General features: G+C 66.5%; 17 protein-coding genes. 10 read left to right on the top strand and 7 right to left on the bottom strand.

Annotated features, from left to right (window positions below; all coding sequences use genetic code 11):
- Positions 1 to 89 precede the first annotated feature (89 nt).
- Positions 90 to 998, top strand: a complete 909-nt coding sequence (locus AC1RQK_RS06715; protein WP_253932335.1) for a LysR family transcriptional regulator — start codon at positions 90 to 92, stop codon at positions 996 to 998.
- Between the two features lie 112 nt (positions 999 to 1,110).
- Here AC1RQK_RS06715 and AC1RQK_RS06710 read toward each other — a convergent pair whose 3' ends face one another.
- The 3 genes from AC1RQK_RS06710 to AC1RQK_RS06700 form a co-directional block, all read right to left on the bottom strand.
- Positions 1,111 to 1,911: an SDR family oxidoreductase gene (locus tag AC1RQK_RS06710; protein ID WP_492808147.1), complete on the bottom strand. Its 801-nt coding sequence runs from the start codon at positions 1,909 to 1,911 to the stop codon at positions 1,111 to 1,113.
- Between the two features lie 191 nt (positions 1,912 to 2,102).
- Positions 2,103 to 3,257, bottom strand: a complete 1,155-nt coding sequence (locus AC1RQK_RS06705) for a patatin-like phospholipase family protein (RefSeq protein WP_492374401.1) — start codon at positions 3,255 to 3,257, stop codon at positions 2,103 to 2,105.
- Positions 3,258 to 3,529: 272 nt separating this feature from the next.
- Positions 3,530 to 4,165, bottom strand: coding sequence for a LysE family translocator (locus tag AC1RQK_RS06700; RefSeq protein WP_492374402.1), 636 nt, complete (start codon positions 4,163 to 4,165; stop codon positions 3,530 to 3,532).
- Between the two features lie 127 nt (positions 4,166 to 4,292).
- On the opposite strand from AC1RQK_RS06700, the gene AC1RQK_RS06695 reads away from it, so the two are divergent.
- Complete coding sequence (locus AC1RQK_RS06695) at positions 4,293 to 4,754, top strand: Lrp/AsnC family transcriptional regulator (protein WP_492374403.1); 462 nt, start codon at positions 4,293 to 4,295, stop codon at positions 4,752 to 4,754.
- Positions 4,755 to 4,799: 45 nt separating this feature from the next.
- Here AC1RQK_RS06695 and AC1RQK_RS06690 read toward each other — a convergent pair whose 3' ends face one another.
- Positions 4,800 to 5,090, bottom strand: coding sequence for a hypothetical protein (locus AC1RQK_RS06690; protein ID WP_492808144.1), 291 nt, complete (start codon positions 5,088 to 5,090; stop codon positions 4,800 to 4,802).
- 233 nt (positions 5,091 to 5,323) lie between these two features.
- On the opposite strand from AC1RQK_RS06690, the gene AC1RQK_RS06685 reads away from it, so the two are divergent.
- The 4 genes from AC1RQK_RS06685 (at position 5,324) to yfiB (ending at position 8,856) form a co-directional block, all read left to right on the top strand.
- A complete protein-coding gene (locus tag AC1RQK_RS06685; RefSeq protein ID WP_492374405.1) occupies positions 5,324 to 6,280 on the top strand; it encodes an ATP adenylyltransferase family protein in 957 nt (318 codons plus the stop codon).
- Between the two features lie 128 nt (positions 6,281 to 6,408).
- The gene (gene yfiR / locus AC1RQK_RS06680; protein WP_492374406.1) at positions 6,409 to 7,038 is read left to right on the top strand and encodes a regulatory sequestration protein YfiR; all 630 of its coding nucleotides are present in this window, start codon (positions 6,409 to 6,411) and stop codon (positions 7,036 to 7,038) included.
- Entirely contained in the window at positions 7,035 to 8,360 is a 1,326-nt protein-coding gene (dgcN, locus tag AC1RQK_RS06675) for a diguanylate cyclase DgcN/YfiN (protein ID WP_492374407.1), read from the top strand. The genes yfiR and dgcN overlap by 4 nt, the downstream gene beginning before the upstream one ends.
- Positions 8,335 to 8,856, top strand: a complete 522-nt coding sequence (yfiB, locus tag AC1RQK_RS06670; protein ID WP_492374430.1) for an outer membrane lipoprotein YfiB — start codon at positions 8,335 to 8,337, stop codon at positions 8,854 to 8,856. Before dgcN ends, yfiB begins: the two co-directional genes overlap by 26 nt.
- A 117-nt stretch (positions 8,857 to 8,973) precedes the next feature.
- Here yfiB and AC1RQK_RS06665 read toward each other — a convergent pair whose 3' ends face one another.
- Positions 8,974 to 10,053 (bottom strand): Leu/Phe/Val dehydrogenase, encoded by a 1,080-nt coding sequence (locus tag AC1RQK_RS06665; protein WP_492808142.1) that lies wholly within the window; start codon positions 10,051 to 10,053, stop codon positions 8,974 to 8,976.
- 361 nt (positions 10,054 to 10,414) lie between these two features.
- Here AC1RQK_RS06665 and AC1RQK_RS06660 point away from each other — a divergent pair, with 361 nt between their 5' ends.
- On the top strand, positions 10,415 to 10,852 hold the full coding sequence (locus AC1RQK_RS06660; RefSeq protein WP_492374409.1) for a universal stress protein: 438 nt from the start codon (positions 10,415 to 10,417) through the stop codon (positions 10,850 to 10,852).
- Positions 10,853 to 10,959: 107 nt separating this feature from the next.
- On the opposite strand, the gene tdh is transcribed toward AC1RQK_RS06660, so the two are convergent.
- A complete protein-coding gene (gene tdh, locus AC1RQK_RS06655) occupies positions 10,960 to 12,015 on the bottom strand; it encodes an L-threonine 3-dehydrogenase (RefSeq protein WP_492374410.1) in 1,056 nt (351 codons plus the stop codon).
- A 57-nt stretch (positions 12,016 to 12,072) separates the two neighbouring features.
- The gene (locus AC1RQK_RS06650) at positions 12,073 to 13,275 is read right to left on the bottom strand and encodes a glycine C-acetyltransferase (RefSeq protein WP_441640428.1); all 1,203 of its coding nucleotides are present in this window, start codon (positions 13,273 to 13,275) and stop codon (positions 12,073 to 12,075) included.
- A gap of 311 nt (positions 13,276 to 13,586) precedes the next feature.
- Between AC1RQK_RS06650 and AC1RQK_RS06645 the strand changes: the two genes are divergently transcribed.
- Genes AC1RQK_RS06645 through AC1RQK_RS06635 form a run of 3 tightly spaced genes read left to right on the top strand, consistent with a single transcriptional unit; the run spans position 13,587 to position 17,031 of the window.
- Entirely contained in the window at positions 13,587 to 14,996 is a 1,410-nt protein-coding gene (locus AC1RQK_RS06645; RefSeq protein ID WP_492808412.1) for an ABC transporter substrate-binding protein, read from the top strand.
- 50 nt (positions 14,997 to 15,046) lie between these two features.
- Entirely contained in the window at positions 15,047 to 16,102 is a 1,056-nt protein-coding gene (locus AC1RQK_RS06640; protein ID WP_492808140.1) for an ABC transporter ATP-binding protein, read from the top strand.
- Positions 16,099 to 17,031 (top strand): carbohydrate ABC transporter permease, encoded by a 933-nt coding sequence (locus AC1RQK_RS06635; RefSeq protein ID WP_492808138.1) that lies wholly within the window; start codon positions 16,099 to 16,101, stop codon positions 17,029 to 17,031. The genes AC1RQK_RS06640 and AC1RQK_RS06635 overlap by 4 nt, the downstream gene beginning before the upstream one ends.
- Position 17,032 lies beyond the last annotated feature (1 nt).

Raw genomic sequence — 17,032 nt, 5'->3', positions numbered from 1 at the left:
GCAGGGCCGCGCGTTGTTGCGCCGGCCGTGCTATTTTGTTGCCTGTTAGCTAACAATCAGAAAGTACTCGGAAGGAAAACAGCAAACCGATGGAACTGCGCCACTTTCGCTACTTCATCGCGGTAGCCCAGGACTTGCACTTCACCCGGGCCGCTGCGCGGCTCGGCATTTCCACGCCGACGCTCACCCGCCAGATCCAGGAGATGGAAGCCAGCCTTGGCATTCGCCTGTTCGAGCGCAACCAGCGCTCGGTGGCGTTGACACCGGCCGGCGAGGTGCTGCTGGCGGAAGCGCAAGCCGTGGTGGCGCAGTTCGAGGCCGCACAACTGCGCGCGCAGCGCGAGGCGCGTGGCGAGACCGGCAAGATCCATGTGGGTTATGTCGCCTCGGCGGCCTACTCGGGCGTGCTCCAGCGGCAAGTCGCGGCATTCCGCAAGGCCTGCCCCGATGTGCAGCTGCTGGTGCGCGAGGCGCCCATGGGCACGCTGCCTGAGCAGGTCAGGGATGGGCAGGTCGACATCGCCTATATCCGCTCCCCGATGAACCTGCCCGAGGGCGTGGACGCGCTGCCGCTGGCGCCCGAAGGCTTTATCCTCGCGCTGCACAGCGACTCATGGCTGTGCGGCCTGGCCGAGATCCAGCCCGCGCATCTCAAGGCGGAGACATTCATTCTTCCCGAACAGGTTTCGGGCACGCTGTCCACCGCCGAGCAGGGTGGCTTCGTGCCCAGGCTGGGCCCGCAGCCGGGCGGGCTGGTGGCGGTGCTGACGCTGGTGTCGCTGGGCGAAGGCGTGGCGATTGTCCCGAACGCCGTGGCCGGCCACATCAGCCTGCCCAGCCTTGTCTACCGGGATATCGCGGGCCTGGAGGTGACGTCGTATCTGTCGCTGATGTCGCGCCAGTACGAGAAGGCCGCGACCATTCGACGCTATATCGAACTGGTGTCGCGGCCCGCGGTTACCTCAGGCCGAAAAAGCCGAGTACAAACAGGACAATGACCACCGCGCCTACCAACCAGACGATGCTGTTCATGACACGCTCCTTGTGCAGACTGTAGCCTGACAATCGCACACGTGGCGGGGCGCGTCTGTACGGTAGCGTTCAGCGGCGTCAGACCACCATGGGCGTGGTGGCGCCATCGACCGACAGGATGGCGCCCGAGATATAGCTGGCGCGGGGCGAGGCGAGGAACAGCACGGCGTCCGCTACGTCCTCCGGCGTGGCCAGGCGGCCCAGGCCAGTGCGCGCGTTGGCGCGTGCCAATGCCTGCTCCACGGTCGTGCCGCCGATGCGCGCATCCACTTCCATGCCTTGCTGCAGGCGTTCGGTATGCGTGGCCGACGGGTTGACGGCGTTCACGCGCACACCTTGCTTGCCGTAGGCATTGGCCAGGCCGGCGCTGGCCAGCATCAGCGCCGCGTTGGCCGCGCCGCCCGCCAGGTGGGCGGGGTTGGCCAGCTTGCCGCCCATGCCCACGATATTGACGATGGCGCCGCGCCCCTGCTGCGCCATGCGCTTGACCACGGGGTCGATCACGTTGATGTAGCTGAAGTACTTGGCGGCCATGGCGTCCTGCCACAGCTGCGGGGTCAGCTCGTCCGGCGGGCGGCGCTTGGCGGCACCGGCGGAGGTCACCAGGATGTCGATGGCACCAAGCGCGGCCACTGCCTCCTCTACCGCGCGCGCGGCCGCGGCGATATCGGTCAGGTCGGCGGACACCGCGACCACGTCCTTGGCGTATTCGCCTTCGCCTTCGGCCAGGCTGGCGCAGGCCTTGGCCAGGTTCTCGGCGCTGCGCGAAACGATGGCTACGCGCGCACCCTCGCGCAGGAAGCCGGCCGCGCAGGCCAGGCCAATGCCGCGGCTGCCGCCGGTGATGAGCACGCGTTGATTGCGAAGTTCGAGATCCATGGTGATGTGTCCTGGCTGGTCAGGGAGCGCGCGGGCGTCGATTGATCAATCAATCAACGGCGGATCCGCGTGCGTGGCGGGGCGGCTGTCAGGCCGGTGAGACAACAGGGGTGCCATCTTAGCGCGCCCGCGCCAGCCTTGCTGGCGAGCGCTCAATCCCGGGACGTCGTGCCAGCGCGGCGTCAACGCACCTACGCCGGTGTCAGCGCCACATGCACCGCGATGCCCTCGATCGGGTCGAGCACGCCGCGCCAGGGCGCGGCTGCGATGGCTTGCTTGCCGTGGACATAGCCAGCGTTCCAGCGCGCGTCGATGCCGGCGGCGCTGAAGTCGATATCCTTGGTCAGGTCTTCGCCGTCGAACGACGGCGCATTGAGTTCGACCACGTGCATGGTGGTATGGCAGCCCCAGCCCAGCAACGCCTCGACCGCGGGCGTGCTGCGCTCCGCCTGGGGAATGTGCTTGGCCAGTTCGCGGATCACATGCCGCAGCCGGTGCAATTGCCTCTGGTGCTCCAGCTGGGTTTCGGCGCGGCTTGAGTACTGGATATCCCGCTGCCGTCCCATGGCTTGCCAGATGGTGTCGGGCTCCGGGCCTTGCAGGGGCCACAGCTGCACGGCGAAGATCACCGAGCTGCGGCGAGGGTGGTCGTCGAGCACGGCTTCGATCGGCGTGTTGGAGCAGATGCCGCCGTCCCAAAACGCTTCGCCGTCGATCCGGATCGCCGGGAAGCCCGGCGGCAGCGCCGCGGATGCCAGCAGATGCTCCACGCTCAGCGCGGTGTCCCGGTTGGTGTAGTAGCACATCCTGCCGCTGCGGACATTGACCATGCCGACGGTGAGCCGCGTGTGCTTCTCGCTGAGGTAAGCGAAATCCACTAGCGAGAGCAGGGTGTCGCGCAGTGGCGAGACCGAATAGAAGCCGGCCCGCTCCACCCCGAGCGGCACGCGCGTGCCGAACCAGGCCGCCGGGTTTGGCGTGAAGAAGCCAGGGATGCCCTGGGTGAGGGTTGCAAGGTTCGACATCGTGCCGTCGCCGCCCGAGAGCAGGCGGGCTAGTTCGAGCGGCCCGTGGCGGCCCACCTGCTCCCAGAACTGCCGCAGGCGCGGCAAGCGATCCGCTGGCCGGTTGCCTGCCACGATCGAGCCGTTGATGGCGCCGATGGAGGTGCCGATGGCCCAGTCGGGCTCGACCCCTGCCTCGTGCAGCGCCTGGTAGACCCCGGCCTGGAAGGCGCCCAGCGCGCCCCCGCCCTGCAGGACGAAGACCACTTGCTGATCGATGGGCCGACTGGCCGCGCCAGGCGCGTCGGTCGGGGCTGCGGCGGGTTGCGTCTTGCTATCCATGGTGTTCCGGCTCCCGGGTTGTCAGGGGGCGGCCGCGTTTGCCGGTGTTCGCGGCATGAGCGGCCGCCGGACCTGGACGGGATCGTCGTCGACCGCAATGATGACGGGCTTGTCCATGGCCCCCTTGCCGCTTGGTGTGCATCGGCGGCCCTTCAAGCAGACTCAAGGTGCCTGGCCGCCTAGTAAGGCTAGCACCTCGCGCTGTTCTTGCCAGAGCCGTGTTGCCGGTGGGCAAAAGGCGTCACACGCGTGGAGATGCTGTCGTCCTGTGCTTAGCTTTGCTCGAAGGAGATCCGCGCGGCAAAGGCCAGCAGCGCGGCTGAGAAGGACCAGCGCTGGACCGTCTGCGCGCGCGGGCTCCGGCGTAGCCAGCCGGTCAGGCGCAGCGCGCCGAACACGCACGCCAGGTCGAAGGCCACGCCGGTCAGCACCAGCACCACGCCGAGCTCAAGCACTTGCGACCACACCGGCGCGCCATGCGGATCCACGAACTGTGGCAACAGCACGGAACAAAAGAGCAGGGCCTTGGGATTCAGGATGCTGCTGAGCGCGCCCTTGGCAACGGAGGCGCGCAGCCGCACCGGCGGTGCGGCCGCGCCGGTGCCGGCGTGCATCCCGAAGGCCGGGCTGCGGAAGATCTGGACGGCCACATAGGCCAGGTATAGGCCGCCCGCGACGCGGATGCCCTGGTAAAGCCAGGGCGCCGCGCGCAGCAGCGCGGCCACGCCGCATGCCGAGAGCGTGACATGCGCGGCGCGTGCCATGGCGAGTCCGGCGACGGTGGCCAGGCCATGGCGCACGCCCCGGCCGGTGCTGGTTTGCAGCACCAGTGCCATGTCAGGCCCGGGTAAGGCATAGACCACGGCCAGGGCGCCGATGAAGGTAACGAGCAAATGTAGGGAGACCATGATGCATGCGGTGACGAGGGCAACATCATGACCCAGGGGTATGAGGGAATTCTGGCGATTTTATGGATGAAACCCATATAATTTGGGGGAATCCGCTAATTTTTTCTGGTTTATTGAGGGCTTGCTTTTGGATCTCGACAAAATCGATCGCGCCATCCTGATGGCGCTGCAGGCGGACGGACGCGCCACCAACGCCAGCGTGGCGGAATCCGTGGGGCTGAGCGAGACACCGTGCGCGCGCCGGCTCAAGCGGCTGGAGGCCGACGGCTATATCGAGGCCTATCGCGCGGTGCTGTCCCGCCAGGCCCTGGGGCTTGGCCTGATGGCGTTCACGCAGGTCCGCTTTGGCGTGCACAGCCGTGAGCTCTCCGACCGCTTCGAGCGGGAGATCCAGGCCATCCCGCGCATCGTCTCGTGCCATAACGTGTCGGGCAGCGCCGATTACCTGCTCCTGGTGGTCGCGCGCGACCTGGAGGATTACGGCATCTTCATGCGCGATGTACTGCGCACATTGCCCGGCGTGACGGCGGTGGAATCCATGCTGTCGCTGGGCGAGGTCAAGCGCAATGCCGGCTTGCCGTTGCTATGACGTGACGACGTGATGGCGTTGCAAGGCTTGTCGCCGCATACGGCTTCAGTCGTCGCGGTTCGCGGCCAGGGACAGCTCACGCGCCACAAAGAAGCATAAAAACGCGATGGCCGTGCACAGGATCGCCACGGTGAAGGCCAGTTGCTTGCCGTGCCACAGATCCGAAAACCACTGCGAGAACTCGGCCGCCAGTACAGCAGCCTTGCCGCCGATACGTTCGAGCTGGAAATCATATTGCCGCTTCCACCCGGGGCCGTAGGCCAGGTCGCCGGCCTCGTCGCTCGCGGCGCACAGATAGATCAGGACGCCTGCGATCCAGCCTGCAGCGAGGATCACGGCGCCCAGCAGGTAAATGCGAGCGGGGAGGGACCAGCGCTTGCCCGGTGCGTGCCGTTGTTCCGCGCGTTGCTCATTGGTGTCCTCTGTGGTGGCCCCTGTGGTTTCCTCTGTTTCCCCAGGTGGCTTCCACGCATTGTAATAAAGGGAGTGTCACTTCCTGCCTGCCCTGCCTCCGAGGGATAAGATCGATCAGCCCCCCGGCTTTAGTCACTCACCCCTTGGGCCAGACCATGCCACATCGATCTCTCCAGCCCGGCACGCTGTGGCCGGCCATCCTGCGCCAGACGGAGCACGCCCTGCGATGTGGCGCGCTGCGTCCTATCGAGACCTTCCAGGCGGGCATCGACGATGGCGGCGTGCGTTTCCTGGTGCGCCAGGTTTCCAGCCTTGCGCGCAAGGACCGCGACAGGGACCAGAGCCAGGCGCGGCAGAAGGACAACGCCGTTCCCGGCAACCAGGCGGGCACCGACCCGTTCCTTCCCTACGACCCGGACCTGTTTGTCGCCGACATCTCCGAGACCCATCTTGCGCTGCTGAACAAGTTCAACGTCCTGGACCATCACCTGCTGATCGTTACCCGCCGCTTCGAGCCGCAGGACGCGCTGCTCAACCTGGCGGATTTCGAGGCGCTGCTTGCCTGCATGGCCGAGTTCGATGGCCTTGGCTTCTATAACGGGGGTGCGGCGGCCGGCGCAAGCCAGCGCCACAAGCACCTGCAACTGGTGCCGCTGCCGCTTGCCAGCGAAGGCCCGGCGTTGCCCATCGCGCCGCTGCTTGCGGCCGCGCGCATCGATGGCGCCGTCGGCATCGTGCCGGGGTTGGCGTTTTCGCATGCGTTCGCGCCGCTGGCTTTGCCGGCGGCCCGCGGGCCGGATCTGGCGCGCACCGCACTTGCGCGCTATCGCGCGCTGCTGGCAGCGGCTGGCGTGCGGGTGATCGATGTGGATGGAGAACCGCAGCCGTTGGCGCCATACAACCTGCTCGTCACGCCGCTTGGGATGCTGATCGTGCCAAGGTCGGCGGAGTCCGTCGAGGGCATCTCGGTCAATACGCTCGGGTTTGCAGGATCGTTCTTTGTGCGGAACGAGGCACAGATGCGCACCATCGAGCGGCTCGGCCCCATGGCGATGCTGCGGCAAGTCGCGGGCCTGGCTTCGGCGTCACCGGCGGCGCCGGGCCAGAAATAAGGGGTAAATATAAAAGCGGGCGCGCCGTTAAAGGGTTTGGGCTAGCAAGGATTCCAGTGGCGCTCGCGCCGGGCCGGAATCCCTGCTTGATCGTGCTAGCCAGGTCAGGCCACATCGCTCGCTGCGCGATGCGGCGTTCCCCAAATGCGTTACTTGGTAGGCCTCACCACTTGCCTCTTCAAACGGCTACCGCCCCAGCCAGTCCGAGCCGCGGCCGCAAGCATTCGCGCCTGCCGCGCTTGCTGCCGGCCCTGCTTGCCGCCATCCTCTGCGCGCAGTCGCAGCACACCGCTGCGGACACGGCCCCCCCGCGTTCCGAGGCGGTGGCGCGGGTGGTGTTCAGCCTGCTTGGCTATGCGCGCTGGCCAACCGAGCGGGAAGTCCTGCGCCTGTGCGTGGACGGCTCGGCCCGCTACGGCGCCAAGCTTGCGGAGGGCGGCGTCCTGGCAACCGGCCGCTCCGTGCAATCCAGGCGCATCGACCTGCAGGATGGCGTGTCCACCGCGGGCTGCGATTCCGTCTACCTCGGGCCCATGACGGATGCCCGGCGCAAGAAGCTGTCGACGGAGCTGATCGGGCGCCCGGTCCTTGTCATCACGGAAGAAGACTACGAGTGCGAGATCGGCAGCATGTTCTGCCTCAACGTGGTCGATGGCCACGTCTCGTTCCGCGTCAACCTGGATGCCGTTGCCCGCAGCGGCATCCATATCCATCCGGCCGTATTGCAGCTTGGCCGCCGCCGGGGGCCATCGCCATGAAGCTGCCATTGCGGCCCGACGCGACGAGATCGCGTCCGACGCTGTACAACGCGCTGCGCCGTATTCATCTCAGCGTGGCGTTGATCGCCGTGTGCACGGCGGGCATCTCGCTGACCGCGCTCGGGCTGGCCGCGCTGCGCGTCTATGCCGACCACAACCTGCGCCTGGTTGCCCGCTCCGTGGCGTACACGCTGGAAGCGCCGGTGGTGTTCCGCGACCAGGCGGCCGCCAACGAGGCGCTGGTGGCAATCGCCGCGACGGAGGTGGCCCAGGCCCGCGTCTATGACAAGGACAACCGCCTGCTGGCCGAGTGGCAGCGCCCGGCCGACGAGCGGTTTCCCGGCCTGCAGCGCCTGGCCAGCCGCGTGATGGCGCTGGGCCCGGTGGAGCAGGAGATCCTGCATGAAACGCAGGCGGTGGGCACCGTCCGCCTGACCGCCTACACCGGCAACCTCTTGCGCTTTGTGCTCAGCGGGCTGCTGGGGCTGCTGGCTTGCCTGCTGCTTACCGCGGTCAGCGCGCACTACATGTCGAGCCGCATGCTGGTCCATATCATCGAGCCGGTGCGCAACCTCATGCGCGTGGCCCATGCCGTGCGCTCAGAGCGCGCTTTCGACCAGCGCACGCCGCCGGCGCATATTGCCGAGCTCAACGCGCTCGGGGAGGATTTCAACGGCCTGCTCGACGAACTGGAGACCTGGCAGAACCAGCTCCAGCACGAGAACAGGTCGCTGGCGCACCGCGCCAGCCACGACAGCCTGACCGGCCTGCTCAATCGGGCGGCGTTCGAGGATGCGCTGCATCGGGCCGTGCGCTTTGCCGGCACCTCCAAGGCTTACGCCGGCGTGCTCTACCTGGACAGCGACGCGTTCAAGAAGATCAACGACAACTTTGGCCATGCCGCCGGGGACGAGGTGTTGTCCGACATTGCCCGGCGCATCCGCTCCTGCGTGCGCGAGGGCGACCTGGTGGCCAGGCTCGGCGGCGATGAATTCGCAGTACTGCTCACCTCGCTGCGCAAGCCTGCCGATCTCATCCAGGTCGCGGAGCATATCCTGCTTCGCATGAAGGACCCTGTGCAACTGTCGAGCGGCACCAGGATCGAAGCGTCGCTTAGCATCGGGTTGTCCGTGTTTCCGCTTCATGCGCAGACCGCCGCCACCTTGATGCAGACCGCGGACGAGGCCATGTACGAGGCCAAGCGCAGGTCGGGAGGTGGTTGGGAGAGCGCGCAGCCGCGGCTGGGGCGGCCCGAATTCGCCTTCGGGCCCGAGCGCCAGGACAACGAGAAAAATGATGGGGACATGGATCGTGCTATCTAACCTGCGAATCACTGGCAGCCGGGGCCTGGCTGCCGCCGCGGTGGCCATCACCGTTGCCCTGGCCGCCTGCCAGACGGCGCCCGCTTCCAAGCTCGCCCCTGCGCAAGTCCAGGCGTTGCAGTCGCAGGGGTTCACGCTCACCGAGAACGGCTGGGAGCTCGGCTTGTCCGAGAAGGTGCTTTTCGGCCTGAACGAGGATGTGATCAGCACAGACCGGCAAGAGGCCGTGCAGCGTATCGGCCTGGCGCTGTCAGGCGCGGGCATCGATCAGGTGCGGCTGGACGGGCACACTGACGATTCCGGCTCGGCTGACTATAACCAGCAGCTATCGGTCCGGCGCGCGGAGGCGGTGGCGAAGGTGCTCGCCACGTCGGGATTCCAGCCCGAGAACATCCAGGTGCGCGGACTGGGCAAGAGCAAGCCGGTGGCGGACAACCGCACCGCTGCCGGCCGCTCGGAGAACCGGCGCGTGGCCATCGTGATCACGATCGAGTAGTTGCCGGTGACCTCCACAAAGCGGCAAGCTCAAGCACGGGCTCCAGGATGACGGCGCGATCCCGGCTCCCGGCCGGGTCCGCACCGTTGCCAGCGCGGACCCTCAACACCGCCAAGGCTAGCGGACGCCCTGCGCCAGCTTCTCCTGCGCCCAGTTGACTGCCTCGCGCGCGGGCGTAATCCCGCTCTTCTCCACGCGCTGGGCCAGTGCGAACACGCGCTCGCGGATATGCGCCACTTCGGCCAGCACCGCGGCTTCCTCCGCGCCGCCGAGATACTCGCGGGCACAACTGATGATGCCGCCCGCGTTGATCAGGAAATCCGGCGCGTAGAAGATGCCGCGGCGTTGCAGCGTGTCGCCCTCGTCCAGCGACGCGAGCTGGTTATTGGCGCCGCCCGCGACGATCTTGAACTGGCAGCCCTCGGCCACCGCCGGGGTGATCACCGCGCCGAGCGCGCAGGGCGCGAACACATCGGCGGCCACGCTGGTGATGGCCGTGGTGGAAACCACCTGCGCGCCGAATTGCTCGCGCGCCTGCTCGGCCTTGGCGCCGTGGATATCGGCCACGATCAGCCGCGCGCCGGCCGCATGCAGCTGGCGGCACAGGTCCCAGCCCACCGAGCCAAGGCCCTGCACGGCAACGGACACGCCTTGCAGGCTGTTATGGTCCAGCACGTAGCGCACGGCGGCCTCGATGCCGACGAACACGCCATAAGCGGTCTTGGGCGACGGGTTGCCACCGAAGGTGCCCTCGCGCGGCATGCCGCTGATGTAGCGGGTCTGCGTGCGGGCGGCGATCATGTCTTCCACCGTGGTGCCGACGTCTTCGGCGGTGATGTAGCGGCCACCCAGCGATTCGACCATGCGGCCGAAGGCGCGGAACAGCTTGGTGCGATCGGTTTGTGCCGGGGTACGCAGGATCACGGCTTTGCCGCCGCCGAAGGGCAGGTCGGCCAGTGCGTTCTTGTAGGCCATGCCTTGCGACAGGCGCAGGGCGTCGGTCAGGGCGTCGCTCTCGGCGGGATAGGCCCAGTAGCGGCAGCCGCCAAACGCGGGGCCAAGGCTGGTGCTGTAGATGGCGATGATGGCCTGCAGGCCGGACTCGGGATCGGTGGCGAGCGTGACGCGCTCGTGGGATGGGCCTTCGCCAGTGCCGAACAGGCGGCCGGCGGCCTCTGCGTTGATGCGTTCAGTCAAAGCGTCTTCTCCATGAAGATTGGGAGCGCAAAGGGATACCTTCGCTTTCCGGGTGCACCGCATTGGGTTGCAAGGCAGTGCAGTTGCGACGGCAGCCGTCGAGGGCTGCCGTTTCGATAAGGCCGGACTGCCATTGTGTGGCTGCCCGGCCTCGGGTAAACGCTTGGTGCCGCGTCGTGGCGCGGAACCGGTGCTGGATCTTACCGGCAAATCGCGGGGAGATGAAGGGCGCGCGCGGTGTGTGCGGTGTATGAGCGGTACCGGCACATCTATACTTGGAGCAAGGTAATCCTCAACCCGAGCGAAGCGTGAGAGGGCGCCTGTGCGGTGGCCTGCGCCCTTCGCGTGCCAGGAGGGCACCATGTTCCAGCATCTGCTGCTGCCCGTCGACGGCTCACCCCTGTCCGAAGCCGCTTTCAGCAAGGCCCTGGTGTTCGCCCGCGAGGCGCGAGCCCGGGTCACGGTGATCCGGGTGATCCCGGACTTCCATGTCTACACCTACCAGGTGGAATTGCTGGCCGACACCCGTACGCGGTTCGTGCAGGAAGCCACCCGCAGTTCGGCGGACTACCTGAAAACCCTGGCCGCCGAAGCCGAGGCGGCGGACGTGTCTTGCGAGACCCTTTGCGTCATACATGACCACCCCTATGAGGCCATCATCCAGGCCGCGCAGGAAAAGGAGTGCGACCTGATCGTGATGGCCTCGCACGGGCGGCGCGGTTTGCAGGGCGTGCTGATCGGCAGCGAGACCAACAAGGTGCTGACGCATAGCAATATCCCTGTGCTGGTGTATCGCTAGCGGCTCACCGCAAGTGGCTTGCGTTGTGCGGCGCCAGCCACCTGCGGCGAGGCGGCGCCCGGGCAAGACATGCATGGGCTACCAGCATGCGCTACCAGCATGCGCTTCTAGCCCGCGGCAGTCGCCGCCTTGTCCGGGCGCGTCCATTCCAGCACCACCTTGCCGCTGTTGCCCGACAGCATGGCCGCAAAGCCGGCCTCGAAGTCGCTCACGCTGAAGCGATGCGTGATCATCGGCGTCAGGTCCAGCCCGCTTTGCAGCATGGCAACCATCTTGTACCAGGTCTCGAACATCTCGCGGCCGTAGATGCCCTTGATCTCCAGCCCCTTGAAAATCACCTGGTTCCAGTCTATCGCCATCTTCGATGGCGGAATGCCGAGCATGGCAATCTTGCCGCCGTGGTTCATGTGCTCGAGCATGGTCGCAAAGGCGGTTGGCACACCGGACATTTCCATGCCCACGTCGAAGCCTTCCGTCATGTGCAACTCGGCAGCCACGTCTTTCAGGTTCTCGTGCTGCACGTTGACGGCGCGCGTGGCGCCCATCTTGCGCGCCAGCGCGAGCCGGTATTCGTTGACGTCGGTGATCACCACATTGCGCGCGCCTACGTGCCGAGCGATGGCGGCAGCCATGATGCCGATGGGGCCGGCGCCGGTGATCAGCACGTCCTCGCCCACCAGGTTGAAAGACAGCGCGGTGTGCGTCGCGTTGCCAAAGGGGTCGAAGATGGCGGCGATCTCGTCCGGGATATCGTCGGGAATGCGGAACGCGTTGAAGGCCGGAATCACCAGGTACTCGGCAAAGGCGCCGGCGCGGTTCACGCCCACGCCTACCGAGTTGCGGCACAGGTGGCGGCGCCCGGCGCGGCAGTTGCGGCAGAAGCCGCAGGTGATATGCCCCTCGCCGGAAACGCGGTCGCCAATGGCCAGCCCGCGCACTTCCTGCCCGATGGCGACGATCTCGCCCACATACTCGTGCCCCACCTGCATCGGCACGGGGATGGTGTTCTGCGCCCACTCGTCCCATTTCCAGATATGGATGTCGGTGCCGCAGATGGCCGTCTGGCGGATGCGGATCATCACATCGTTGTGGCCGACTTCCGGCTCGGGGACGTCGGTCAGCGTCAGGCCGGGCGCGCGTTCGAGTTTGGCGAGGGCTTTCATGAGGGAGCCTCCTGCTTGCTGCGTGGATGAAGCGCTTGGGTGATGCTTTAGTGTCGCTCAGGCGATGGCGCCGAACTTGCGGCCTACCTTGGCAAACGCGGCCACGGCCCGCTCGATCTGCTCGGCCGTATGCGCTGCGCTCATCTGCGTGCGGATCCGTGCCCGGCCCTTGGGCACCACCGGGAAGGAGAAGCCCACCACGTACACATGCTCCGCCAGCAACGCATCCGCCATGCCGGATGCCAGCGCGGCATCGCCCAGCATCACCGGGATGATGGGATGCTGGCCCGGCACCAGCGTAAAGCCCAGCGCCGTCATCTCGCGGCGGAAATGCTCGCCGTTCTCCCGCACGCGCGCGCGCAATGCCGCGCCTTCTTCGCTGGCCAGCAGCTCCAGCACTTTCAGCGTGGCGGCGCAGATGCTCGGCGCCAGCGAGTTGGAAAAAAGATAAGGCCGCGAGCGCTGCCGCAGCAACTCCACGATTTCCCGGTGCGCCGCCACATAGCCACCGGAGGCGCCGCCCAGCGCCTTGCCCAGCGTGCCGGTGATGATATCCACGCGGCCCTCCACGCCACACAGCTCCGGCGTGCCACGCCCGTGCTCGCCCACGAAGCCCACCGCGTGCGAATCGTCGACCATCACCAGCGCCCCGTAGCGGTCCGCCAGGTCGCAGATGGATTTGAGGTCCGCGATGATGCCGTCCATCGAGAACACGCCGTCGGTGGCGATCAGCTTGAAGCGCGCGCCGGCGGCATCCGCCTCCTGCAGCCGGGTCTCCAGGTCGGCCATGTCGTTGTTGCGGTAGCGGTAGCGCCTGGCCTTGCACAGGCGCACGCCGTCGATGATGCTGGCGTGGTTGAGCTCGTCGCTGATGACGGCGTCCTGGTCGTCGAGCAAGGTCTCGAACAGGCCGCCGTTGGCGTCGAAGCAACTGGAGTAGAGGATGCTGTCGCCGGTGTGGAGGAACTTGGCGAGTACGGCTTCGAGGGTCTTGTGCACGGACTGGGTGCCGCAAATGAAGCGGACCGAGGCCATGCCGAAACCGTCTTGCTCCAGGCCGCGCCGGGCGGCTTCGATCAGGCGGTGGTCATCTGCCAGGCCCAGGTAGTTGTTGGCGCAGAAGTTCAGTACGTGCTCGCCGCCCGCCAGCCGGATATCGGCAGCCTGCGGGCTGGCGATGACGCGCTCGGATTTATGGAAGCCGTCGGCGCGAATGGTGCTCAAGGTGTCGCGAAGGTGGGAGAGATAGCGGTCGCGCATGGGAGGTCCCCGGCTAGGTTGTTGGGCGGCGTGGCTTGCGCCAGCCTCCATGGTATGGCGAAAGCCGGGAAAATACCGCTTTTGCCGTGCGCGTGTTTTGTGCTGCGCTGCGCAAGCGGTGGCTGGCGCAGCGCGACCGATGCTGCTATGCGGCAGCCGCCGCGCCGGTCCCTGGATCGGATCGAAAACGCAATGAAATCAAGCCTTTGTCTCTTTGCCTTAGGGTTGGCAACTCCTATCCTTAAGTGAGGTTGCGCATGTCGCCGCGATCGGCGCGCATGCCGGCTACCGGCTTGCTGGCGGAGGCGGCCATGAACGAAGACGTACGGATTGCTCCTATCGAGCGAATCATCTATTCGCGCCGGCACGGATCCACCGGCAACCTTGTTCGCCACAACGCGCGGCGCCGCCGCCTGATCCAGGCCGCCGCGGCTACCGCGCTTGCCGCGGGGCTCGGCCCCTTGGTGCTGCCACGTCGGGCACAGGCAGCCAAGCACACCTTGAAGATCCTCCAGTGGAACCACTTCGTGCCGGGCTATGACAAGTGGTTCGACAACACCTACGTGAAGGAATGGGGCCAGCGCAACGATACCGAGGTCATCGTCGATCACGTGGGGATCCCCGCGCTGGCCACGCGGGCCGCCGCCGAGGTATCCGCCCAGAAGGGGCACGACCTGTTCATGTTCCTGTCGCCTGCGCCAGTGTACGAGGAGCAGGTCATCGACCACCGCGAGATTTACGAGGAATGCCAGCGCAAGCATGGCAAGCCGGTCGAACTGGCGATCAAGAGTACGTATAACCCGAAGACGAAGAAGTACTTCGGCTTCTCCGACAGCTTCGTGCCGGACCCGATCAATTTCCGCAGGGACCTGTGGGACGAGATCGGCATGGCACCGCCGGACAGCTGGGACGACGTGCTGAGCGCGGGCAGCAAGATCAAGCGCAAACGCAACGTGCCGGTGGGCATTGGCTTGTCGGCTGAACTCGATACCGCGATGGCGATGCGCACCATCCTCTTCGCATTCGGCGGCTCGGTCCAGGATGAGCGCCATACCGTCGTGCTGAATTCGAAGAACACACTGGAGGCGGTCAAGTTCGTCAAGGCCCTGTACCAGGAAACCATGACGCCGGAGGTGCTGGCGTGGGATCCGTCCTCCAACAACCGCGCCATGCTGGCGGGCAAGATCTCGCTTTGCCTGAACGCTATTTCCATCACGCGCGAAGGCGAGAACAAGAACATTCCAGTCACGCCCGATATCTGGCTGACCCAGGCCCTGCGTGGCCCGGTGCGCCGCATCGGCATGGAGCACGTGATGGACTGCTACGTGATCTGGAAATTCGCCGAGAACATAGCGGGTGCCAAGAAGTTCCTGCTGGACTATATCGACAACTTCCACCAGGCCTTTCTCGGCAGCGAGTTCTACAACTTCCCCTGCTTCCCGAGCACGGTCCCGGACCTGCAGAAGCTGATCGCCGATGATCCCAAGGCCCGCCCGCGCGACAAGTACAAGGTGCTGGGCAGCCTGATGAACCAGGCCACCAACGTCGGCTACCCCGGCTATGCCAATGCGGCCATCGACGAGATCTTCAATACCTGGGTGCTCAACACCATGTTCGCCAAGGCCGCCACCGGCGATGAAACGCCGGAGAATGCCATCCGCGCTGCGCAAGCCACGTGCAGGCGGATCTTCGCCAAGTGGCGGGAAAAAGGACTCGTATGAGCCGCCCCCGCCGGACCGCAGGCATCGGGATGGGCGTGGGCCGATAAGTCATGGCCACGGTGGAAACCCGCTCACTCACCAAGCGCTTCGACGGCACCAATGCGGTCGACGGCATCGACCTGGCCGTGCACGAAGCTGAGTTCCTGGTGCTGCTGGGCCCGTCCGGCTCGGGCAAGACCACCTTGCTGCGCCTGATTGCCGGGCTGGAAGCACCCACCTTCGGCGATATCCTGGTGGGCGGCCGTGTCGTCACCGGGCTGCCGCCGCGCGCGCACAACATGGCGATGGTGTTCCAGAGCTACGCGCTCTATCCGCACTTGAGCGTGGCCGGCAACATCGCCTTCCCGCTGGAGGCGCAGCACATGCCGCGCGAGGCGATCGCGAGCAAGGTGAGCTGGGCCGCGGCGCTGTTCGGCATCGGCCACCTGCTGGCGCGCAAGCCGCGCCAGCTCTCCGGCGGCGAGCGCCAGCGGGTGGCGCTGGCGCGCGCCGTGGTGCGCGATCCGGTGGCCTTCCTGCTGGACGAGCCGCTCTCCAATCTCGACGCCAAGCTCAGGACCTCCGCGCGCGAGGAATTGCAGCAGCTTCAGCGGCGCCTGGCGACCACCACGATCTACGTCACGCACGACCAGGTCGAGGCGCTGGCGCTCGGTGACCGGGTCGCCATTCTCGACCACGGCCGCGTGCACCAGCTCGGCACCCCGCAGCAAGTGTACGAGCAGCCGGCAGATACCTTCGTGGCCACCTTCATCGGCTCGCCGCCGATGAACCTGGTCCAGACGGAGGCGATGGTGACGGGCTTCCGGCCGGAGCACTTCCTGCCGCGCGGGGTCTACGGCGGCGATGAAGTGCTGGAACCCTTCTCCTTCCATATCACCCGCATCGAGAATCTCGGGTCCGACCGGCTGGTGTATGGCCTGCTGGAGCCACCGCTGCCGCCGGCCAAGGTTATCTCGCGGATTCCCTGCACCGTCACTTTCCCGCTGGAGACAGGCGTGCGCTACCCGTTCGCGGTGCGGCGTGCCGACCTGAGGCGCTTTGATCCGCGTTCCGGCGCCAGCCTCGGTGCGCCGTCGTCCGTGGCGCCGTCCGTGAGGCCGGCATGAGCACCCGGGCTCCCGCCGCGCTAGCGCCACAGGCCGGTGCCTGGCATGCGTTGGAGGGCGAGCGCTGGCTCGGCGCCTTGATGCTGGCGCCGGCACTCATCTATATCGCGTTGCTGCTCGGCTTTCCCTTCCTGCTGTCGATCTACTACAGCCTGTCCGACATCACCGTGGGCAGCCGCGCCATGCATTTCGTTGGCCTGGAGAATTTCCGGCGCATCGTGCAGAACCCCACCTTCTGGCGCTCGCTTGGCAATGCGCTGGTGTTCACGCTGGTGTCGCAGGCGCTGGTGGTGGTCCTGGCCAAGATCCTGGCGCTGGCACTGTTGCGTGATTTTCGCGGCAAATGGCTGGTGCGGCTGCTGATCCTGCTGCCGTGGGTGGCGCCGATCTCGCTGGGTTCGATCGGCTGGCTGTGGATATTCGATCCGGTCTACAGCATCATCAACTGGACGCTGCGCGCGCTCGGCCTGTTCGGCCCGCATACCTGGCCGATCTGGCTGGGCCAGCCGGACCTGGCCATGGCGTCGGTGATCCTGGTGGATGTCTGGCGCCTGCTGCCGCTGGCCACGGTCATTATCCTGGCCGGCCTGCACGGCATCCCGCAGGATATCCACGACGCCGCCGCCATGGACGGCGCCGGCTTCTGGCGCCACCTGTTGCGCATCAATATCCCGCTGGTGATGCCGATCATGCTGGTGGCGTTGTTGTTCGGCATCGTGTTTACGCTCACCGACATGATCATCATCTTCGTGCTGACCCGTGGCGGGCCTTACGACACCACGCAGGTGCTGGCCAGCCTGGCATTTTTCACCGGCATCCAGGGCGGCGACCTGGCCGAGGGCGCGGCGATTTCGCTGTTCCTGTTCCCGCTGCTGGTAGCGGTGGTGGCCCTGCTGCTGACCATCGCCAACCGCGCGGAGGTAGCCTGAC

The organism is Cupriavidus sp. GW822-FHT02D05, assembly GCF_058802485.1.
The sequence above is the reverse complement of the archived record's forward strand: the minus strand, read 5'-3'. Positions and strand labels throughout refer to the sequence as shown.